The sequence below is a fragment of the Sphaerisporangium sp. NPDC005288 genome, assembly GCF_040607475.1.
Lineage (GTDB): Bacteria > Actinomycetota > Actinomycetes > Streptosporangiales > Streptosporangiaceae > Sphaerisporangium > Sphaerisporangium rhizosphaerae.
On the sequence record NZ_JBEXGT010000002.1, the window covers coordinates 232,964 to 252,447 of the forward strand.

Annotated in this window: 11 protein-coding genes; 1 reads left to right on the forward strand and 10 read right to left on the reverse strand. The window is 71.0% G+C overall.

Going from position 1 to position 19,484, the window contains the following annotated elements:
* Nucleotides 1–110: 110 nt before the first annotated feature.
* The 6 genes from ABZU32_RS02980 to ABZU32_RS03005 all read right to left on the reverse strand — a co-directional run bounded on the left by ABZU32_RS02980 (nt 111) and on the right by ABZU32_RS03005 (nt 11,135).
* Nucleotides 111–1,772, reverse strand: a complete 1,662-nt coding sequence (locus ABZU32_RS02980) for a PH domain-containing protein (protein WP_354916312.1) — start codon at nt 1,770–1,772, stop codon at nt 111–113.
* On the reverse strand, nt 1,769–2,266 hold the full coding sequence (locus ABZU32_RS02985; protein ID WP_354916314.1) for a PH domain-containing protein: 498 nt from the start codon (nt 2,264–2,266) through the stop codon (nt 1,769–1,771). Before ABZU32_RS02985 ends, ABZU32_RS02980 begins: the two co-directional genes overlap by 4 nt.
* Nucleotides 2,267–2,352: 86 nt before the next feature.
* Nucleotides 2,353–4,704: a glycoside hydrolase family 3 N-terminal domain-containing protein gene (locus ABZU32_RS02990; protein ID WP_354916317.1), complete on the reverse strand. Its 2,352-nt coding sequence runs from the start codon at nt 4,702–4,704 to the stop codon at nt 2,353–2,355.
* 134 nt (nt 4,705–4,838) lie between these two features.
* Entirely contained in the window at nt 4,839–5,405 is a 567-nt protein-coding gene (locus ABZU32_RS02995; protein WP_354916320.1) for an NlpC/P60 family protein, read from the reverse strand.
* Between the two features lie 204 nt (nt 5,406–5,609).
* The gene (locus tag ABZU32_RS03000) at nt 5,610–7,988 is read right to left on the reverse strand and encodes a glycoside hydrolase family 9 protein (RefSeq protein ID WP_354916324.1); all 2,379 of its coding nucleotides are present in this window, start codon (nt 7,986–7,988) and stop codon (nt 5,610–5,612) included.
* A gap of 243 nt (nt 7,989–8,231) precedes the next feature.
* The gene (locus ABZU32_RS03005) at nt 8,232–11,135 is read right to left on the reverse strand and encodes a glycoside hydrolase family 48 protein (RefSeq protein ID WP_354916327.1); all 2,904 of its coding nucleotides are present in this window, start codon (nt 11,133–11,135) and stop codon (nt 8,232–8,234) included.
* 578 nt (nt 11,136–11,713) lie between these two features.
* On the opposite strand from ABZU32_RS03005, the gene ABZU32_RS03010 reads away from it, so the two are divergent.
* On the forward strand, nt 11,714–12,661 hold the full coding sequence (locus ABZU32_RS03010) for a DUF6158 family protein (protein ID WP_354916330.1): 948 nt from the start codon (nt 11,714–11,716) through the stop codon (nt 12,659–12,661).
* 111 nt (nt 12,662–12,772) lie between these two features.
* Here ABZU32_RS03010 and ABZU32_RS03015 read toward each other — a convergent pair whose 3' ends face one another.
* The 4 genes from ABZU32_RS03015 to ABZU32_RS03030 form a co-directional block, all read right to left on the reverse strand.
* The gene (locus ABZU32_RS03015; protein WP_354916333.1) at nt 12,773–14,107 is read right to left on the reverse strand and encodes an ice-binding family protein; all 1,335 of its coding nucleotides are present in this window, start codon (nt 14,105–14,107) and stop codon (nt 12,773–12,775) included.
* Nucleotides 14,108–14,630: 523 nt separating this feature from the next.
* A complete protein-coding gene (locus ABZU32_RS03020; protein WP_354916336.1) occupies nt 14,631–16,307 on the reverse strand; it encodes a cellulase family glycosylhydrolase in 1,677 nt (558 codons plus the stop codon).
* A gap of 565 nt (nt 16,308–16,872) precedes the next feature.
* The gene (locus ABZU32_RS03025; protein ID WP_354916339.1) at nt 16,873–18,351 is read right to left on the reverse strand and encodes a protein kinase; all 1,479 of its coding nucleotides are present in this window, start codon (nt 18,349–18,351) and stop codon (nt 16,873–16,875) included.
* A 10-nt stretch (nt 18,352–18,361) separates the two neighbouring features.
* Complete coding sequence (locus ABZU32_RS03030) at nt 18,362–19,369, reverse strand: LacI family DNA-binding transcriptional regulator (RefSeq protein WP_354841646.1); 1,008 nt, start codon at nt 19,367–19,369, stop codon at nt 18,362–18,364.
* Nucleotides 19,370–19,484 lie beyond the last annotated feature (115 nt).

A 19,484-nucleotide genomic window follows, 5' to 3' on the forward strand; every position in this document is an offset into this window, starting at 1 on the left:
GCGCCGTCCGCGGGCCGCACCCACCAGTGCCCCCGAAGGGGCCTCTTAAGCCGGTGACCGGCGGGTTCCACGGGGCGGCCGGGGATGGTCGACGCGCGAGGGACCGGCGGCTACCGCCGTGCCGGAGGGGACGCCGCCTCCGCGCCGCCCGGCGCGGCCGCGTCCTCCTGCAAGAACGGGGTCAGCAGACCGGGAATTCCCTGGTCGGCGAGGCGCAGGGCCTCACCGAGCTCGACGTCCCACACGCCGTACCCCTGGCGGCCGGCCGCCGTGGTCGCGGTGAGGGTGGCCAGGCCGGCGCGCCGCTGGAAGAACGACCTGCGGATGTTCCAGCCGATGACGCCGTCCAGGTCCAGGGCCACGCGGCGGCGCACCAGTGTGCCCCACCGGGTGACCAGGTGGCCCGGCGTCAGCGCGTGGCCGAGGGCGCGGTAGCGGTCGGCCGCGAGAGGCACGGTGGCGACCGTGCCGAGCAGGGCGAGCTGCCAGGCCCAGGCGGGCCACCCGTCCCACTCCCACAGCGCCGCGAGCGCCGCCGTCACCGGCAGACACACGGCGAGCGCCCGCGTGAAGCGGCGGCGGAGCGCGGCCGGGCCGTGCGGGGTGAGCTCTACCGCCAGCGGACCCGCGGTGCCGATCACCCGGCCCGCCACCGCCACGGCCTCCGCGCGCGGGGCGGGGGGCAGCAGCATGGAACCGCCGCGCTGCGCGCCGCGCCCGACCCGCAGGCCGGTGGCCACGGCGATCAGCCGCGCGCCGCCCGCCACGCGCAGCGGCAGCGGCTCGCTCACCTCGATGCCGCGCAGGCGGCGCTCCTCCAGGGTGGTGGCCCGTGTGGTGATCAGCCCGCGGGTGACGTGCAGCGTGCCGCCCGCCGTGCGGGTCAGGCGGAACCGCCAGAACGCCAGCACGTACCCGAGTGTGGAGGCCACCGCGACGAACACCGCGAGCATGGCCACCACGGCGGTGACCTGCGCCCACAGCGCCTCCTGGCCGAGCCGGTCGACGACCTGCCGCACCGGGCCCACCTGGAGCAGGTCCACGTTGCCCTCGTTCGCGATGCGGGAGAGGAAACCGGCGAGCACACCGGCGGTGATCAACCCGGACATGGTGAACGGCCCGTAGCGGATCCACGCGGGGTGAAGAGCCGCCAGCTCGGTCTCCGCCGCCGGGCGCCGGAGCCGCGGGACCTCCCGCGTCCCGGTTTCACGGCCGCCGGTCAGGTCACGGCCGTCCGGCGGTCCGGCGGGGATCGTCCCCTGACTCCCCTCGGCGGACGCCGCGTCCGCGGGCGGGCGGTGCAGGAGCTCCTCGCGCAGCCGGGCGACCTCGTCGGCGCGCAGCGCGTCCAGGCGCAGGGCGCCGCCGCGCTTGGTGTCGGTGCGGCCGGTGCCGATCTCCACCCGGGCCAGCCCCAGGAGGCGGTGCAGCATGTGGGAGGTCGCGTCCACGGTCCTGATGCGGTCGCGCGGCGCGGTGAGCACCTGCCTGCGCAGCAGGCCCTTGCGCACCTGCACGTACTGCGGGGTGACGCGGTAGGTGGTGGTGAACCACCGGAGCGTGCCCAGCACCAGCGTTAGCGCCAGGCCGGCCAGGCCCCACAGGCGCCCTCCCTGGTCGCCGCGACTGAACCCGGCGAACAGCAGGCCGACGAGGGCGGGCGTGTTGCGGATGGTCTCCTGCACGGGGTGGACGAGCAGCATCCGCCGGCTCAGCCGGCGCCACGGCGCCTCGTCCTTCGTGCTCGCCTCGTCTCTTCCCGAGGTGCTCACGTCGCGTCACCCGTCGTCGCCTCGGTGCGCGCGGTGAGCTCGTCGACCAGGCGACGCGCGGTGTCGCGGCCGAGGCCGTGGACGCGCAGCGGGCCCGCGGCCGAGGCGGTGGTGACGGTGACGTTGACCAGCCCGAACAGCTGCTCGAGCGGGCCGCGCTCGCTGTCGACCGTCTGGATGCGGGAGATCGGCGCGATGCGCCACTCCTGCCGGAGCCAGCCCGACTGGGTGTAGACGGCGTCGGCCGTCGTCTCCCAGCGGTGGACCTTGTAGCGCCACCAGGGCATGACGGTCACGTGGGCCACGGCGAGCACGGCCGTGACGGCGAACGCCACGACGTGCGGGCCGCGGTCACCGTCGTCGAGCAGCAGCCAGGCCACCTGCACGGCGGTCAGCACGAGCCACCCGAGGACGGCCCGTACCGTCCAGAACCAGATCGCGGTGCGGCTGACGCGGTGCCGGGGCGGCCGGAGGGAGAGATCAGCGGATTCCACGTCTCTACTCTGGCAGCACCACGGCACTGCGTCGCAGTGGGCACCATCCGGAAATCAAGCAGACAAATGTCATATACCGCCGAACGTCATGCCAGGGCGCACTGGGTGTTGTTGAGCGTGAAGGCGGCGGGGGCGGTGTTGGTTCCGCTGTAGGAGGCGCCGAAGCCGAAGGAGGCGGAGCCGCCGGGGGAGATGGCGCCGTTCCATCCGCCGTCGGCCGCCGTCACCTGACGGCCGTTCTGGGTGACCCGGGCGTTCCAGGCGTTGGTGACGCGCTGGTCGCCGGCGAAGGAGAAGGCCAGGGTCCAGCCGTTGACCGCCGCGCCGGTGACGCTGATCGTCACCTCGCCGTTGAACCCGTTCTGCCACTGGCTGGTCACCTTGTAGGCCACCTTGCACCCGAACCCGCCACCGGAGGTGGGCGTGGGTGTCGGCGTCGGGGTGGGAGTCGGCGTCGGGGTGGGCGTGGGTGTCGGTGTCGGAGTGGGTGTCGGGGTGGGGGTGGGTGTCGGTGTCGGAGTGGGTGTCGGGGTGGGGGTGGGTGTCGGGGTGGGCGTGGGTGTCGGCGTGGCGGTGGAGTACGTCAGGCCGTAGCCGTAGTCGAACAGGGCCGGCTTGCCGTCGCCCGCGTTGATGGGTTCCTGGGAGAACTGGCGCATCCACGTCATCGGCAGCTTGCCGGTGGGCGCGTAGTCGCCGAACAGCACGTCGGCGACGCCGCCCCCTTCGGTGCCGGGCAGCCACGCGGCCACCAGCGCCCGCCAGCCGTCGATCTGCGCGGCGATGTCCATCGGCCGCCCGGAGACCAGGACCACGATCACCGGCACCCCCGAGGCCCGCAGCCGCGACAGCGTGGCGAGGTCGGTGCTGTCCAGGGACAGCGACGACGGCCGGTCGCCCTGGCCCTCGGCGTACGGAGTCTCGCCCACCACGGCGATCGCGGCCCGGTAGGAGGAGTCGATGCCGCTCCCGTCCCGGTTGTAGGTGACGGTCGTGCCGGACCCGGCCTTCTCGCGGATGCCCTGCAGGATCGTCGTCCCGGTGGTGGTCGCGCCGGAGGACCCCTGCCAGCTGATCGTCCAGCCGCCGCTCTGGTTGCCGATGTCGTCCGCGCTCTTGCCGGCCACGAAGATCTTCCCGCCGGACTTGGCGAGCGGCAGCACGTTGCCGTCGTTCTTGAGCAGCACCTGCGACTTGCGCACCGCCTCGCGGGCCAGCGTCCGATGGGCGGCGCTGCCGACCGTGGAGGTGTAGGAACGGTCGGTCAGCGGCTTCTCGAACAGGCCGAGCTCGAACTTCTTGCGCAGGATGCGCCGGGTGGCGTCGTCGACGCGCGCGGTGGAGACCCGGCCGGCCTGCACCTCGGCCTTGAGTAGCGAGATGAACTTCTTGTAGTCGTTGGGCACCATCACCATGTCGATGCCGGCGTTGACGGCCGTCCTGACCTCCTCGGCGGTGAACCCGGACTGCCCGTCGAGCTGGTCGATGGCGGCCCAGTCGGTGACCACGAAGCCGGTGAACCCGAGCTCGCCCTTGAGCACATCGGTGATCAGGTAGCGGTTGCCGTGCATCTTCTGGCCGTTCCAGCTGCTGAAGGACACCATGACCGATCCGACGCCGCGGTCGACGGCGGCCTTGAACGGCGGCAGGTGGATGGCGCGCAGGTCGGCCTCGCTGATCTGGGTGTCGCCCTGGTCCTTGCCGCCGGTCGTGCCGCCGTCGCCGAGGTAGTGCTTGGCGGTGGCCAGCACGGAGGCGGGCCCGTTGAGCGCGGAGCCCTGGAAGCCGTCGACGATCGTCGTCATCTGGCTCACCAGCTGGGGGTTCTCGCTGAAGGACTCGTAGGTGCGCCCCCAGCGGTCGTCGCGGGCGACGCACACGCAGGGCGCGAACGTCCAGTCCACCCCGGTGCCCGAGACCTCCTCGGCGGTGGCCCGGCCGACGCGCTGGGCGAGGTCGGGGTCGCGGGTGGCGCCGAGCCCGATGTTGTGCGGGAAGATCGTCGCGCCTCCCACGTTGTTGTCGCCGTGCACCGCGTCGACCCCGTAGATCATCGGGATGCCGAGCGGGGTGGACAGCGCCTGCCGCTGGAAGTTGTCGTACATGTCGGCCCAGCCGGTGGCCGAGTTGGGGGAGGGCGCGGACCCGCCGCCGGAGAGCACCGAGCCGATGCGGTAGGTCGCGACGTCCGACACCGGGTTGAGCACGGCCCGTTCGGCCTGGGTCATCTGGCCGACCTTCTCGTCCAGGGTCATGCGGGACAGCAGGTCCTCCACCCGGGCGGAGACGCTCAGGCCGGGGTCCTTGTACGGCGGGTCGGCGAGCGCGGTGGCCGCGTGCGGCCGGTCGACGACGCCGAACGCGGCCAGGGCCAGCATCGCGACGAGGGTCGTCCTCAGGATCTTGCGCGCGTGGCGCGGCCGTGACACGGCGGTCATCGGTTCCTCCTCGATGTCGCCGTGACGGTAAGAAGCCGCCGCGCCGCAGGTCAACCGGGCGACCCGTCCACCCCCGGTGACCTGCGGGAACGCCAGAAACTTTCAGGTGGGGGCCGGCGTCGTCGCGGCCCGCGTCAGCCGTCGTAGCGGTAGTAGCCGGCCAGGTCGGGAAGCAGGCCGACCGGGTCGGTGCGGATCGTCGTGCCGGTGCGCAGGGCGTTGATCATGCGGCCGGCACCGATGTAGATGCCGACGTGGTGCGTCTTCACGGTCCGCTTGCGGATCTTCCCGTAGAAGACCAGGTCGCCGGGGCGCGCGGCGGCGGCCGGGACCTTGCGCAGGCGGCGGACGTGGTCGTCGGTGGTGCCGCCGCCCAGCACGTCCTCCTTGTAGGCGAGCTGGTACACCCACCGGGTGAGTCCGGAGCAGTCGAGGCCCTTGGTGGTGGCGGCGGGGCACGGCCGGATGGAGCCGCGGTAGCCCTGGCAGGTGCCGAGCGAGGGGCCCGGCCGGGCGCCGTGGCCACCGCCCCAGACGTACGGCACCGGCCCGCCCGGCCAGCGCGTCTGCCTCTGGCCTTCCTGGATGGCCATGGCGATGGTCACCACCCGGTTCGGCTCGCCGCCGACCAGCAGGGGAGCCGACCCCGCGGCCAGGACGAGAACGCCCGCGATGACGGCCGCGCGGACAGCCCGTGCCACGTGAACCCCCCGTTCCGCCGGTTACACGTCCTCACCATTCTCATCAAGCCGGTGGTAGGTGTTGGCGGATGTCCGGAAATGTCACCTCAGGGACACCTTGTGCGCCGCACGGCGAACGTCATGAGGCCCGGCCGGGCCCGTTGCAGGGCCCGGCCGGGCTGTGGTCTCGCGCTCCCAGGGCATATCGAGACCACGTATGGGGGGTCAGGCGGGCGTGCAGGTCACGGAGGAGGGGACTCCGCTGCCGCCGTTCGCCGTGAAGCCGAACGCCGTCGACCCGCCGGCCGCCAGGCCGCCGTTCCAGGAGAGGTTCTTCACCGACACGCCCGACCCGGACTGGGTGTAGGTCCCGCTCCAGAGCTGCGTGATCGTCTGGCCGCTGCTGGGGAACGTCCAGGCCACGGTCCAGCCGGTGATCGCCGCGCTGCCGCTGTTGCGCACGGTCACGTCGGCCTGGAAGCCGCCGCCCCAGCTGCTGGTGACCTTGTAGGCCGCCGCGCACGCCTTACCGGCCGTCGGGGTGGGCGTCGGGGTCGGAGTGGGCGTGGGCGTGGGAGTGGGAGTCGGGGTCGGCGTGGGAGTCGGCGTCGGCGTCGGCGTGGGAGTCGGCGTGGGAGTCGGCGTGGGAGTGGGGGTCGGGGTCGGCGTGGGGTCGGGGCCCGAGCCGGGCGCGTTGCCGTAGATCTTGGTGCCGCCCGAGTACACCGGGATGTTGGTCACGGTGACCGGCGTGGCGCCGGGGGTGGTGGCGACGCCGGTGTAGGACCAGTCGTTGGTGGGGTCCCACGACCCGGAGGAACTGGCGATGCGGAACTGGGCCTCCCGCCGCGACTCCGACTGCCCGGCGGGCGCGATGGTCGTGCCGGAGCAGTCGATCGTGACGTAGTAGACCTTGCCCGAGTACTGCGTCGGCCCGGTCGGCGCCTTGCACTGCGTGTAGGCCGAGGCCAGGGTGATCTGGCTCGGCGTGGTGTCGCCGTCCAGGGTGAAGTAGTAGCGGAACGACCCGTCGGTCAGCGCCCGCGCGGGCCAGGCCGAGTGGTTGACCAGCAACGCCTTGATCTCGGTGTAGGTGGAGCCGGTGGAGTTGAGCGACGCCTGCAGGTAGATCTCCGGCCCGTCCGGGGTCTCGGCCACCGGGAAGTTCGCGAGCGGCGTGCCGCCGTACTCCTTGTACAGCCGGGCGAGGGCGCCGGTGAAGGCGGCGTTGTAGTCGGTCGCCACCTCGTTCATCACGTAGTCGCTGCGGCTGTCGGCGTAGGCGTCGTCGTTGGACTTCGGCCCGCCGACCAGAGCGCCGTACAGGATGTGCCTGCTGTCGGCCGGCTCGTTGAGGCTGTTGGACCACGACCCGTGCGCGGTGCGGTGGTGGGGGTTCCTCGGCGGGTTCGCGCCGAAGCCCACCATGTAGGAGGACCTGCGCGGGTTGTCGCCCAGCGCGTAGTTGATCTGCCGGACCCCGAAGTCGTGGTAGCGGGTCTTGCGCGTGGCGTCGCTCAGCCAGTCGCTGTAGACCAGGGCGGCGAACGCGGTGTTGGCGGCGTAGCGCAGCGAGCCCCAGGTGTCCAGCACGGCCTCGCCGCCGGGGGAGTAGTTCACCTTGGCGCCGTTGACGCCGACGGTCCACCAGTCGAGCCAGCGGTTGGCGTCGTCGACGTACTTCTGCTTGCCGGTCAGCTTGGCCAGCAGCACGTACGCGCCGTAGGACTTGTCGTCCCAGGCGATCGTCCACTTGTAGGAGCGCGTCGTGCTCTGCGGCTCGGTGCCGAGGTTGTCGTAGTAGGTCTCCGCCTTGCTCAGGTAGGAGGCGTCGTTCGTGGCGCGGTACAGCCAGATCGCGCCCCAGACCAGCTCGTCGTTGTAGCCGCTCCACGACTTGTAGTAGCTCGCCGCGTCGGTGATGCAGTCGCTGTACACCTTCCTGACCGTGTCGGCGAAGGTGTACAGCTGCTTGGCGTGCGTGAGCAGCGTGTCGGCATAAGTCGGGTTCGTCGGGCGGAAGACCATGGAGGAGGCCGCCATCGCGGCCGCGGTCTCACCCGCGAGGTCGGAGCCGCCGCAGGAGGCGTCGATCTTGTAGGCCGGGCGCTCCATCGGCATCACCTCGGCCGGACCCCACCACGCGTGGTCGGTCCCGCCGTTGCCCACCTGGCCGTACAGCACGTTCGACGACGGATGGGCCTTGATGAAGTAGTCGTTGACCCACTTGAGGTTGTCCAGCAGGTACGTCAACTGGCCCGAGCTCTGGTAGGCGTCGCGGTACTCCACGGCGCCCCAGGCGAGCATCGTCGTGCTCGCCGCCATCGGGAGGCCGAACTTCACGTGGTCGCCGGCGTCGTACCAGCCCCCGGTGAGGTCCAGTCCGGCCGAGCGGCCGTCGTTCATCCCCGAGTCGCCGCGCCAGGTGACGCGGTTGCCGGCCGGCAGGTCGCCCGACCGCTGGGCCTCGTAGAAGAACAGCGACTTCTGCAGCGCCTCGCCGTAGTTGAAGGTGGCGGCGGCCGCCGGTGAGGAGAACACAGGGAAGAGCGTGGCCGACGCGGCGAGGATCGCCAGGCCGGTGAGCGCGCGTCTGAGGGACATCGATCGCCTCTCGAGCCGGGGAACTGGTGGAGCCGATATGGGTGCGCCGCGGGGGCGGTGGTGGTCGGCGGGGGTGCGACGGGGGTCAGGCCCGCCGCACCCCGCTGTACCGGGGGGCGGCCGCGGTCAAGGCGTGCCGCGCCCCTTCGGCCGGGGGTGCGACGGCGTGTCAGGCGCCGCCGCACCCGCGGGGGCCGGGGTGCGGTGGCGTGTCAGGCGCCACCACACCCGCGGGAGGCCGGATCAGGGGAACAGTCGGCCGTACTCGGCGAGGGCGACGGCGACGTCGACCTGCGCCCAGAAGCGGTGGTAGTTGAACGTCGGCGCCGGGCCGGTGCCGTCCAGGTAAGCCTGGACCTTCGGCCAGTCCGGGTCGTTCTTGTACCAGCTGCGGATGGAGATGAAGGTCGAGCTGGAGTTGATCGTGTCGCCGTTCGGCATCTTGCCGCTCCAGCCGGACGGGACGTAGATCGGGTCGTCGAGACGGTTGTAGTCCGACTTGGTCTCCGGCACCGACACGCCCTTGCTGTCCTGGTCGTTCGCCCAGATGCCGTCGAGCAGAGCCTTGGCCATGTTCTTCGCCGCGGTGTTGTTCGCCTTGGCGGCGTAGTACATCAGGACCTTGGCGTAGGAGCCGGCGACGCCCACGTCAGTGGTGTAGTCGGCGATCGACACGTGCAGGCTCGCGTTCGACCCGGGGCTGGAGGCGTTCCAGGTGTCGGGCTGGCCGGTCCACTTCAGCGTCGAGGGGATCTGGAAGGTCCCGTCGGAGTTGATCGTGGTGTTGGCCATGGCCCACGCGACCCACTTGTCGAGGATGGCCTTGGCGGTGGTGTTGCCGCTGGCGTAGTACAGCTCGGCCACGCGCTCCAGCGACCACGCCTGGAAGCCGAACCACTGGTTCGACGGCGGGTCGTGGTAGACCGGCTGCCAGTCGTAGGCCATGCCGTAGAAGGTCGGCGTGCCGGACGGCGGCGCCGCGTAGTGGCCCTCCCAGCTGTTGGTCGCGCCACCGGCGATCGCGCCCTCGGTCGACTGCAGCCAGCGGTAGAACTCCAGCTGACGGGTCAGGCTGGTGCTCCAGTCGGTGACGGCGGTCGCACCCTTGGGCTTGAGCGCGTCCACGTTGGACAGGGCCCAGGCCGCGAGCGGGTTCTGGTAGCCGGAGTGGTTGTGGCTGGAACCGATGCGCCACGCCCAGCCGGCCGAGGTGTCGGTCGCGCCGCCCCAGGCGTAGTACCAGGACAGCAGGTAGGCCGAGCTGTCCTTGCCGCTGCCCGCCGCGCAGGAGGTGCTGGTGCAGCCCTGCTTCTTGAAGTACTTGTCGTACATCGCGTAGCGGAGGTAGTCGCCCATCTTCGCGGCCTTGGCGACGGTGGCCGAGATCTGGGAGTCCTTGCCCTGCGCCTTGGCCCAGGTGTAGGCCCAGTACGCGGCCTGGACGGCGCGCGCGTCGGCGTCGGGGGCGTTGGTGTACTTCCACTGCTTGGCGTAGGACGCGTCACCGGTGAACAGGTCCAGGTAACCGTTCGGGCCGCCGAACTTCATCGTGTCGCAGGACGGCTGGGGGATGGTCTCGAAGACCGACTCCTCCGGGCCGCGCTGGTAGGTGTTGATGTAGGCCGGCTTGGTGGTGCCGTCGCCGCAGCGGCCGAAGCCGTAGGTGTTGTCGACGTCCAGCAGCCAGTGCATGCCGTAGATGTCCTTGTTGCCGTACGCGCTCTGCAGTTCCGACGCGATCGGGTCCTTGCCGACCGAGACGCCGCTGTCGAGCTTGGACGGGTACTGCGAGATGTTGTTCCACTCACCGGCGTAGGTGGCCGGCTTGCTGGCGTCGTAGAACGAGTTGGTGGGCTGGTCCTGCTGGGACGGGATGATGTACTTCTCCATCGTCGCCCAGGCGTTGTTGAAGTTGGTCCACGTGCCGGTGACCTGGCCGTACACCGCCTCCAGCCACAGGAAGTAGCTGAACGCCTCGGAGGTGGTCTCGTGACCGTGGTCCGGGGCCTCGACCATCAGGGTCTCCACCGAGTGGTAGGGGACGCCCTGCGGGGAGAAGTACCCGTTCGACGAGTCGTGGATCTTGTTGTACATCGTGGTGAAGCGGGTGATGTACTCGTTGCCGCCGCTGGTGCCGTCGTTGTCGGCCTCGGTGGCGGCCACGGAGGCGGAGGTCCAGCCGCTCGCGGTCGAGGTGAACGTCGCGGTGCCGGCCGTGGTGTCGGAGTCCTCGGCGGCCGCGATGCGCACGGTCTGCGGGGTGTTCCAGTTGGAGGTGGTGAACGTCAGCGACGCGCCCGAGGAGATCGTGAGGTCGGCGTCACCGCCGCTCGCCTTGGCCGTCGTCACGGTCACGCTGCTGGAGGGCTGGCGGGACAGGCTCACCGTGTAGGTCGCGGAGCCGCCCTCGGGAACCAGGAGCGAGCTCGCGCTGGTCACGATGCTGGAGGTCTGCGTGCCCGACACCGTGATGCCCACCGGAGAGGAGGTGGTCGTCGCTCCGGAGTTGTCGGTCGCCTTCGCGGTCAGCGAGTAGCTGCCGGCCGCGACGTTGGTCCAGCTGTAGGTGTACGGCGAGCTGGTGTCGGTGCCGATCAGCGTGCTGCCCTGGTAGAAGTCGACCTTGCTGACCGTGCCGTCGGAGTCGGCGGCGCTGGCGGCGAGGTTCACCGTGGCGGGCGCGGTGTAGGTCTGGCCCGCGGTGGGCGAGGTCAGGCTCACCGTCGGCGGCTGGTTGGTGGGGGTACCGCCACCGTTGCACGTCGTGCCGTTGATGGTGAACGACGTGGGCTTGGAGTTGGTGCCGGTGTGGGAGCCGTTGAACCCGATGCCGACCGACTGGCCACTGCCCACGTTGCCGTTGTAGCTCATGTTCGTGGCCGTGACGTTCGCGCCGCTCTGGGTCCAGTTGGCGCTCCAGCCCTGGGTCACGCGCTGGCCGTTGGCGAAGGTGAAGCCGAGCGACCAGTTCGACCAGGCGTCACCGTTGTTGGTGATCTTGACGTTCGCGGTGAAGCCGTTGTTCCAGTCGCTGGTGCTGTAGTCGACGGTGCAGGCGACGGCCGCGGATGCCGGTACGGAGGCCAGGACGGTGAACAGGCCCGCCACCAGGCTGGTCAGCGCCAGCCACACGGCACGTCTTTTCATCCGTGACCGTGGGAGCGCTCCCGCTCCTAAGGATGTTGTTGACATTCTGGAGGTACTCCAAAGTGATGAATGGCGATGGACGGTACAGAAGTTGGCACAACGTCAGGTCTCGTACCGGGTGGTGCAGAAGTGGACTTATGGGAGCGCTCCCACCATGGATTCTGCTGGGTACACCAAAGATGTCAATGACATGTCAGGCGGATTTCAGGCGACGGACGCCTCTGGCGTCGCCAGCCTGCCCGTTCTTAGCTTCGCCTTATGTCGGCGGGCGGAGCGCTGTTGAAAGTTTCAACTGGTCATGAAGCGCCGTGAACGGGTTTCCCGGCCGTCCGCCGGGCAGGCCGGGGAGTGGCGGCCGGAGCTTTCCCTGGGTGGGTGCGGGGCAGGTCGGACGGGTGCGGCGGCCCATGTCACGGCCGGAAATGATCGTTTGGTCGTGACGCCGGCGTGGGGGCGTCCGCTCGGCTCGCCGCCCCGGTCCGGGACCCACGGAAATGATCACGACTGGATGCCTGGTGTGAGATATCCCGCTTTGTCTGAAGGTGACGGTTTTGGGCCTTTGGGTACAGGGTGGAGTCATGAACAGAGTCGATCCGAGAAACCTGAGCGTGCGAGATCTGCGCGCCGAGCTCCAGGAGCTCGAGGAGTCATGGATGGAGACGCTGCTTCGCGGTTCCGAGGATGCCGTGGACGACTTCGCGTCACGCACGCGGGAGCTCGAGGAGGAGTTCGACCGCCGTCAGCGGGAGCGAGCCGGTGAGCCCGCCCCGACCAGCCAGGATGCCGGACTGAGCGGCCAGGACCCCGCCCCGATCAGCCAGGACCCCGCTCACACCAGCCAGGACCCCGCACTGAGCGGCCAGGACCCCGCACTGAGCGGCCAGGGCCCCGCTCAGACCAGCCAGGACCCCGCACTGAGCGGCCAGGACCCCGTCTCGGGCGGCGAGGACGCCGTGCCGGGCGGCCGGGAGAGCGATCTGCGGCCGGTCGCCGGGCGCGAGCCCGAGCGGACGGCCTCCCAGGCCATGGGCGGCGAGCCCCGCGGGGAGGCGCAGGACGGGTTTGGCCCGGACGTGGACGCCGAGTCCCGCCGGGAGGCGCAGGGCGAGCTTCGTCTGGACGTGGACGGCGCTCCGGCCGCTCCGCCGGCTCCGCCGTTCCCCCACGAGGCCGTCTCCACTCCGGTCGCGTCACCGGCCGTCCCGGAGGCCGCCCCGTCACCGGCCGTCTCCGAGGCCGCCCCGTCACCGGCCGCTCCACCGGTCGGCCCGGAAGCGGCAGTGTCGCCGGCCGGGCCGGAAGCCGCTGTGTCGCCGGCCGTCCCTGAGGCGGCCGTCCCTGAGGCGGGCGTCCCGTCGGACGGGTCGCCGGCCGTCCGTGAGGAGCCGGCGGGGGCCTATCGCGGGTGGGACGGCGCCGGTGTCGCCGGGGACGGCGGTCGCGGCCGGGCCATCCGGCCGGGCAGACGCCGCAGAGACGGCGTCCCCGCCGTCCGTGAGCAGCGGTCGCCGGGCAAGGTGGCCTGACCCAGAGGTTCTCCCACAAACGTTCGGGGCCCGTCCGAGGAGATCGGACGGGCCCCGCGAGCGTTCAGGCGGTGTCGTCAGCGGATGTCGCGGATGTCACCGAAGGTGTCGTCAGCCGGTGACACCCAGAGCCGGGCGCTGCCGCGCCTGGGCCTGAGCCTGGGAGCGTGCCTGCGAGCGGGCGTGAGCCTGGCCGTGGCCCTGGTGCCGGTGCCCACCGTGGGCCTGGCCGCCCTGATGGCCGCGGTGACGGTCGCTTCGGGAATGGTGGCGGTGTCCGCCGCCCTCGCCGAGCACGCCGGTGATCGTGCGCACGTTGGCGAACTCCACCAGGCGGTCGTCGTTCCTGTTGTGGTGATGACGGATGTTGCGCGCCCTGTCGTCCACCTTTCTGTCGTCCGCGCGGACCTCATGCCTCCCCTTGGCGGCGCTGTCGTCCTCTTCCTTCTTCTCCACCTTCTCCACGCAGATCTCGGGGCAGGCGCCGCCGGGACCGAGGTCCTGGTGGATCGTCGCCGAGAGGCTCGAGTCGAACGACGCGCTGCCGGGGAACAGGGCGGTGATGGAGTGCGGTCCCTCCTCGAGGGCCGGGGGCACGAGAACCGCCTGCCCGGTGGCGTCCAGCGGGGCGGCGCCCCGGCTGATCCCGTCGGCGAGGAACACCACCTGGCCGGTCGGCGGGGCCGTGCCGTTGGTGCGCACCGTGGCGGTGAGGCTCAGCGGGCCCCGGTGGCCGGGGTCGGAGCAGGAGGTGGTCAGCGTGACCGTCGTCCTGCCCCCGCAGATCGGCCGCCTGATCCGGGCGTCGTTCAGCGCGACGCCGGCGCCGGTGCGCGCCAGCACGCGGCCGTTCACGATCGCCCTCGTGCCGATGTCGACCCCGGCGCCGGCCAGGACGGTGCCGTCGAGGACCGCGCCCGCGCCGATGATGGTCCTCCCGACGACCCGCCAGAAGACGTTGCACGCCCGCGCGCCGCCGGTGAGGGTCACCGTGCTCCCCGGCAGGGCGTTCAGCGAGCCGGGGCCGGAGGTGCGGAAGATGAAGACCGCGTTGGGGTCTCCGTGCGCGTCCAGCGTCAGGTTGCCGGTGATCGCGAAGGAACCGCCGGTGGAGTCGTACACCCCCGGCCCGCGGGTGGTCCCCCCGAGCTGTGGCGGCACGGTGGCGGTCGCGACGCGGCTCGCCGCGTCGTTGTAGGCGGTGGACAGCGCCGTCTGGGCGAGCGCGGCGATGGGGTCGCCCGCGTGGGTGACACCGATCACCCTGCCGGGCGGGAAGCCGGTGACGGCCGCCCCCGGGCTCACCCCGAGGTTCCCGGTGACGAGCGAGGGGCCGGTGTTGTGCACCGACGTTCCGGCCAGGAGTCCGAACGCGGCGGCCGGGCCCAGCGGCACCGGCGCCGTGGCGGCGCTCGCGGCGTGCGGTGTCGCGATGACGGCTCCCATCGCGACCAACGCGGGGAGGGCCGCCGCCAGCAAGGAACGAACGAAATGTCGTGCCCCCGCACGAGAACGACTGCCATTGTTCATGAAGCGGTCCTTTGCTTTTGGTATCGCTATGAGAAAACGCATTGCCGATGATGCGTCTGGAGATCCTCACGGTACTGATCGTTGGACCCGCTATCCTCGTGCGACATGCGGATGATTTAATTCCGACGCCATCTGCGGATAAAATGGAAAAGTGTCCCGTTGCCGGTGGAAGGGCGCCGTTTCCGGCAACGCCGCTAAGCGCGCCGCGGGGTGAAATGGGCGGGGCCCGCTCCGGTGGGAGGGCGGTGGCCGAATCGCCGGGGAATGCCCGTGGAAAAGAGCGGAATCCGGACATGAGAAAGGCGGGCGGGCGCGTCGCGCGCCCGCCCGCCGTTCGGCCGGAGACGGGTGTCCCGTCCGGGGCCGATCTCACCAGGGAGGGTCTCCCCGGCTCACGGCCGCCGTCGTGCGGCGCCCGCGACCGGGGACGATCGTCGTTTCAGGAGCAGACGAAGGATGCCGGGGCCGGCGTCGAGGGGCCGTTGGCGGTGAAGCCGACGGCGACCGACTGTCCGGGAGCGATGCTGGGGGCGTAGCTCGGCGCCTTCGCGGTGAAGGTGGTCCCGCTCTGCGTGAGCGTGGCGTTCCAGCCGCTGACCAGGGTGACGCCGGAAGGCATCGCCCAGGTCACCGTCCAGTTGTTCCAGGCGGAGGTCCCGTTGTTCTTGACGGTGAGCTGGGCCTGGAACCCGCCCGACCAGGCGTTGGTGATCGTGTACGCCGTCCCGCAGGCGCCGGCCGTCGGGGTCGGGGTCGGGGTAGGCGTGGGAGTGGGAGTGGGAGTCGGCGTAGGAGTGGGCGTCCTGGTCGGCGTGGGCGTGGGGGTGGGAGTGGGAGTGGGGGTCCTGGTCGGCGTCGGGGTGGGGGTCCCGGTGCCGCCGCCGACCGGCGGGATCAGGTAGGGCTGCAGAATGCTCTGCTTGGCCTGGTCGACCGTGGCCCAGTCGTCCTTCAGGATGCCGCCGGTGTCGCCGGAGTTGGGGTTCCAGGACCAGTAGGTGAAGGACATGCCGTTCACCCCGGTGCCGGTGTACTTCATCAGCTCCTGCAGCCACACCTTGTCGGTGTTGCTGGCCAGCGTGGTGCCGAACTCGCCCATCATGATCGGGGCGATGTTCTCCTTGTAGAGGTAGCCGAAGAACTTGTCCCAGATGGCGGGCATGTTGGCCGGGTAGTTCGGGTCGTCGAACCACGTCTGGTGGAACACCGAGGTCGCGTACTCGTGGGGGGAGTAGACCAGCCGGTTGGCCACGTTGAGCCGCACGGGGTAGTCCCTGGCCTTGGAGAGGTTGCCGCCCCACCAGCCGCAGGGCTCGTCGGGGATGTTGTCCCAGGCGTTGGCGTTGCCGCCGCTCGGGCAGCTCACGCCCTCGACGAAGATGAGCCAGTTGGGCTGCACGGACAAGATCGCGTTGCCGGCCCGCTCCGCGGCGAGCCGCCAGTCGCGGGCGGTGTCGCCGCAGCCCCAGCACGAGCCGGTGCTCTGGGGCTCGGTGCCGTCGGCGTGCGGCTCGTTGTGCAGGTCGGCGCCGATGACGGTGGTGTTGCCCGCGTAGTGCTGCGCCAGCGACTTCCAGTCACTGATCCAGGTGCTCTCGGGGACGGCGCTGGTGTACCAGAGGGCGGTCTGGCCGGCCGAGGTGGGCCGGTGCCGGTCCAGGATGATGCGCATCCCCTTGACGCCCGCGTAGTCGATCACCTTGTCCAGGATCTGGATCGGCGACAGGCCGACCAGGTCGGGGTTGGAGTAGGTGTTCACGCTGGTGGCGACCGCGCCGGGCTTGATGGCGTCGTCGGAGAACGGCACCCGGATGGTGTTGTAGCCCAGGCTCGCCATGAGGTCGAGCTGGCTCTTCCACGGGTTGTTGGCCCACAGGCCGTGGAAGGTCTTGTTGTCGGTCTCCATGCCGAACCAGTTGATGCCGGTCAGCCGGACGGTGGCGCCGGTGCTGTCGACGATCTTGTTGCCGTTGGTGTGCAGGTAGCCGGTGCCGGTGCCGCCCGCCGCCGCGGCGGGTGCGGAGCCGAAGGTGACGGCCAGCACGGTGGTGGCGGCGGCGGTCGCGACCGCGGTGACGGCCGCCTTCCACCTCGTGCCGATCGATCGAGATGTCATCAGGTTTCCTTCACGACTGAGGGGAGCGCGACGGCCGCTTACGGCACGGCCGTTCTGTACGGCCAGGTCGCGCACGTCATGCTTCGGCGCGGTTTTCCGGCCCGTCAACCGGGAGCGGAGAAGGCGCCTCGCTGACCTGCGTAGCCCGTTGTAACTTTCATCGTGGAAGGAGTGCCTCTGAGGGCGAATCGGGGCCCAAGAGGGCCCAGAGTCTTGGGAGCGCTCCCACTCCGCTCCCGGCCGTTGCCCCCTTCCAGCGGGCTTCCGGGCGCCGGCCCGGCCCCGTGTTTGTCAAGACATCCTTGTCAAGGTGGTGAACTCCGGCGGCGCGGCGGCGATATTGCACGCCTCACGGCGCGCCGCGCGCGGGCTTATCCGGAGAATATTGTTGTCCATAAAAGGCGGCTTTTATGGATTAGCCGGTCTGGTCGCTGAACGGCCGCCGGTGCGCGGGCCCGGCGGCCGTTCGGCGTACGGTGGACCACCCGACGCGGTGGATCACCGGACGCGGGCGACCCGGACGACGCGATGATCCGGAGCGCGGTGGTCTGGTGGACGCGGTGGCTCAGGCGCTGCGCTGGAGGGCGGCGCCGATCAGCGTCAGCCCACGGTCCAGCTCCTTGCGCACGTCCGGCGTGAGACCCCCTTCGCGTTCCCGGTCGTCCAGCTTTTTGCGGACCTTCGTCAGCCCTCTGACCGGGTCGTCCGGCGACTTCAACAGGTTGTGCACCACCTGCCGCAGGTCGAGGGCGACGTCGGAGCGGATGGCCCCGAGGTACTCCCCGGCCTCCAGCGTGGCGTCGAAGCGTCCCACCGCCTGGGTGAGCGTCGGCGCGGCCGGCCGGGCGCTCGCCGGGACGCCCGTGCGCTGCCGCTCGGCCGCCGTCGAACGTGCCGGGACAGGCGGCGCCTTCGACGGTGCGGGCGGCTCGGGGGCGAGCCGGGTGAGGGTCGGGACCGGCGAGGCGCCCGCGCCACGCCCGTCGCCGGAGATCGGCTCGTCGAGCGCGCCGGAGTGCCGGGAGGCGGACGCGCTCGCGGTTGGTGTCGGTGTCGCCGGCGCCGCGTCGGGCGGCCGGGTGGTGACCGACGCCGTGACGGGCGGTCGCCCGTTCGGCTGGATCCACAGCAGGGCCGCGGTCCAGGTGGCCAGCATGACGGCCGCGATGGAGGCCATCCGTGCCCGCCGCACCCAGGTCGCCGTCTCCCGTCCGGCGGTCAGGAACGCGCTCAGCGAGGCGGTGAGCGTCTCTGCCACGTAGTGGGCCGTCGGCCGGTCGCCGGGGTCCTGGGCGAGGCAGCTCGCGCAGAGGTCGGCCACCTCCTGCGGCAGGCCGGGCGCGCGCGGCACGGGCGGCGGACCGGTGCGGTGCGCCGCCTCCAGCGCCTCCCACGTCGTCTCCGGGTAGGGGTGCTCGCCGGTGAGCATCGCGTACATCAGCACACCGAGCGCGTACACGTCGACGGCGGGATGGACGCTGGAGCTCGTGAGGCGTTCCGGCGCCACGTAAGGAGGCGTGCCGAAGTCGGCCAGCCTCTGGTCGACCTCCTCCCCGACGAACGCCGCGATGCCGAAGTCCAGGAGCTTGGCGCCCTCCGGAGTGAGCAGCACGTTCTCCGCGGTGACGTCCCGGTGGACGATGCCGCGCTGGTGGGCGGCCGCGAGCACCATCGCCACACGGGCTGCGATGACCGCCGCCTCCCGCCAGGGCAGGGGGCCCTCCTCGCAGATCCGCTCCGACAGCGGCCGCCCGTCGAGCAGGCGCATCACGACGTACGCGGCGAGCCTGCCCCGGGCGGTGACCGTTTCCCCGTAGTCGTACACCTCGATCGCGTCCGGGTGGATGAGGCGGGCGGTCGCCCGCGCCTCCCTCCGGATCAGGTCTCGCCCGCCGTGGTCCCCGCCGACGCAGCCGTCGAGAACCTTGATCGCGACGGTACGGTGCAATGACTGGTCGAAGGCCCGCCAGATGGCGGACATCCCCCCGGAGGCGATCTGCTCGACGAGCCGATAGCGGCGCGTGAGCACATCGCCTTCCTGCATGCCCCCCGAATCAAGTTGATTCACGTACCACCAGCTCCGTGGGAAGTATGGGGTTGCCGTGCGGGACGTCATCCTCCGAAGTGATCGACATGAGCAGCATCCTCGCGGCGAGCACCGCCATCTCCTCGACCGGCTGCCGCACAGTGGTCAGCGTAGGCGAGGTGTGCCGGGCGAGGGGAGCGTCGTCGAACCCGACCACGGCCACGTCGTCCGGCACCCGCCGGCCCGCGCGCCGCAGTGCCTGCATGGCGCCGGCGGCCATCGGGTCGGAGGCGGCGAACACCGCGTCCAGGTGCGGCGACCGCTGCAGCAGCCACTGCATGGCGTGCGCCCCTGAGGCATGGGTGAAGTCGCCGTAGGCCACCGGGACGTCGTTCATCCCCGCCGCGTGCAGCGTCCGCAGGAAACCGTCGAGGCGGTCGCGGGCGCCGGGCAGCGTGGGCGGCCCGGCGATCACGGTGATCGCCCTGCGGTTGGTGAGCAGCAGGTGTTCCGCCGCCTGACGCGCCCCGTCCATGTTGTCCATGTCGACGAACGGCAGCTCGATGCCGTCCGGTGGACGGCCGGCGCTGCGAACCGCGATGCCGGACGCGGCCAGGGTGACGGCCAGAGGATGTCGCTCGCGGGCGCCCGCGAGCAGGACGCCGTCGAAGGAGCCCGTCACCAGCGGTGGGGCGGCGATCGTCGAGGTGGCCGGGGTGGCGTTCATCACGACGAACGGCACTCCATAGCTGGTGAACACCTCGTCCGCCGCCGAGAGCAGCCGTGCGTAGAAGGGTTCGGAGAACATGCGCTGGGTGTGTTCGCAGATGACGGCCGCGACAAGCTGGTCGGACCGCCGGGCGGACGTTCCCCGCGGCGCACGATGCCGTACGTAACCAAGACGTGACATGGCGTCGTGGACCTGACGGCGAGTGGAGGTGCTCACGCGGACGGAGCCGGTGAGCACTCGTGAGGCCGTGGCGGGGGAGACCCCTGCTTCGGCTGCTACCTGGGCAAGCGTGGGCTGGTCAGCCATCCGGCTTCCTCCGCTTTCAAGGTATATCGCGAAGGCGTGGGAGCGCTCCCATTACAATAACAGTGTTTCTTGCGTGTCAACAGATGTTTCCGGTAAATGTTCCACGCCCGGTCTG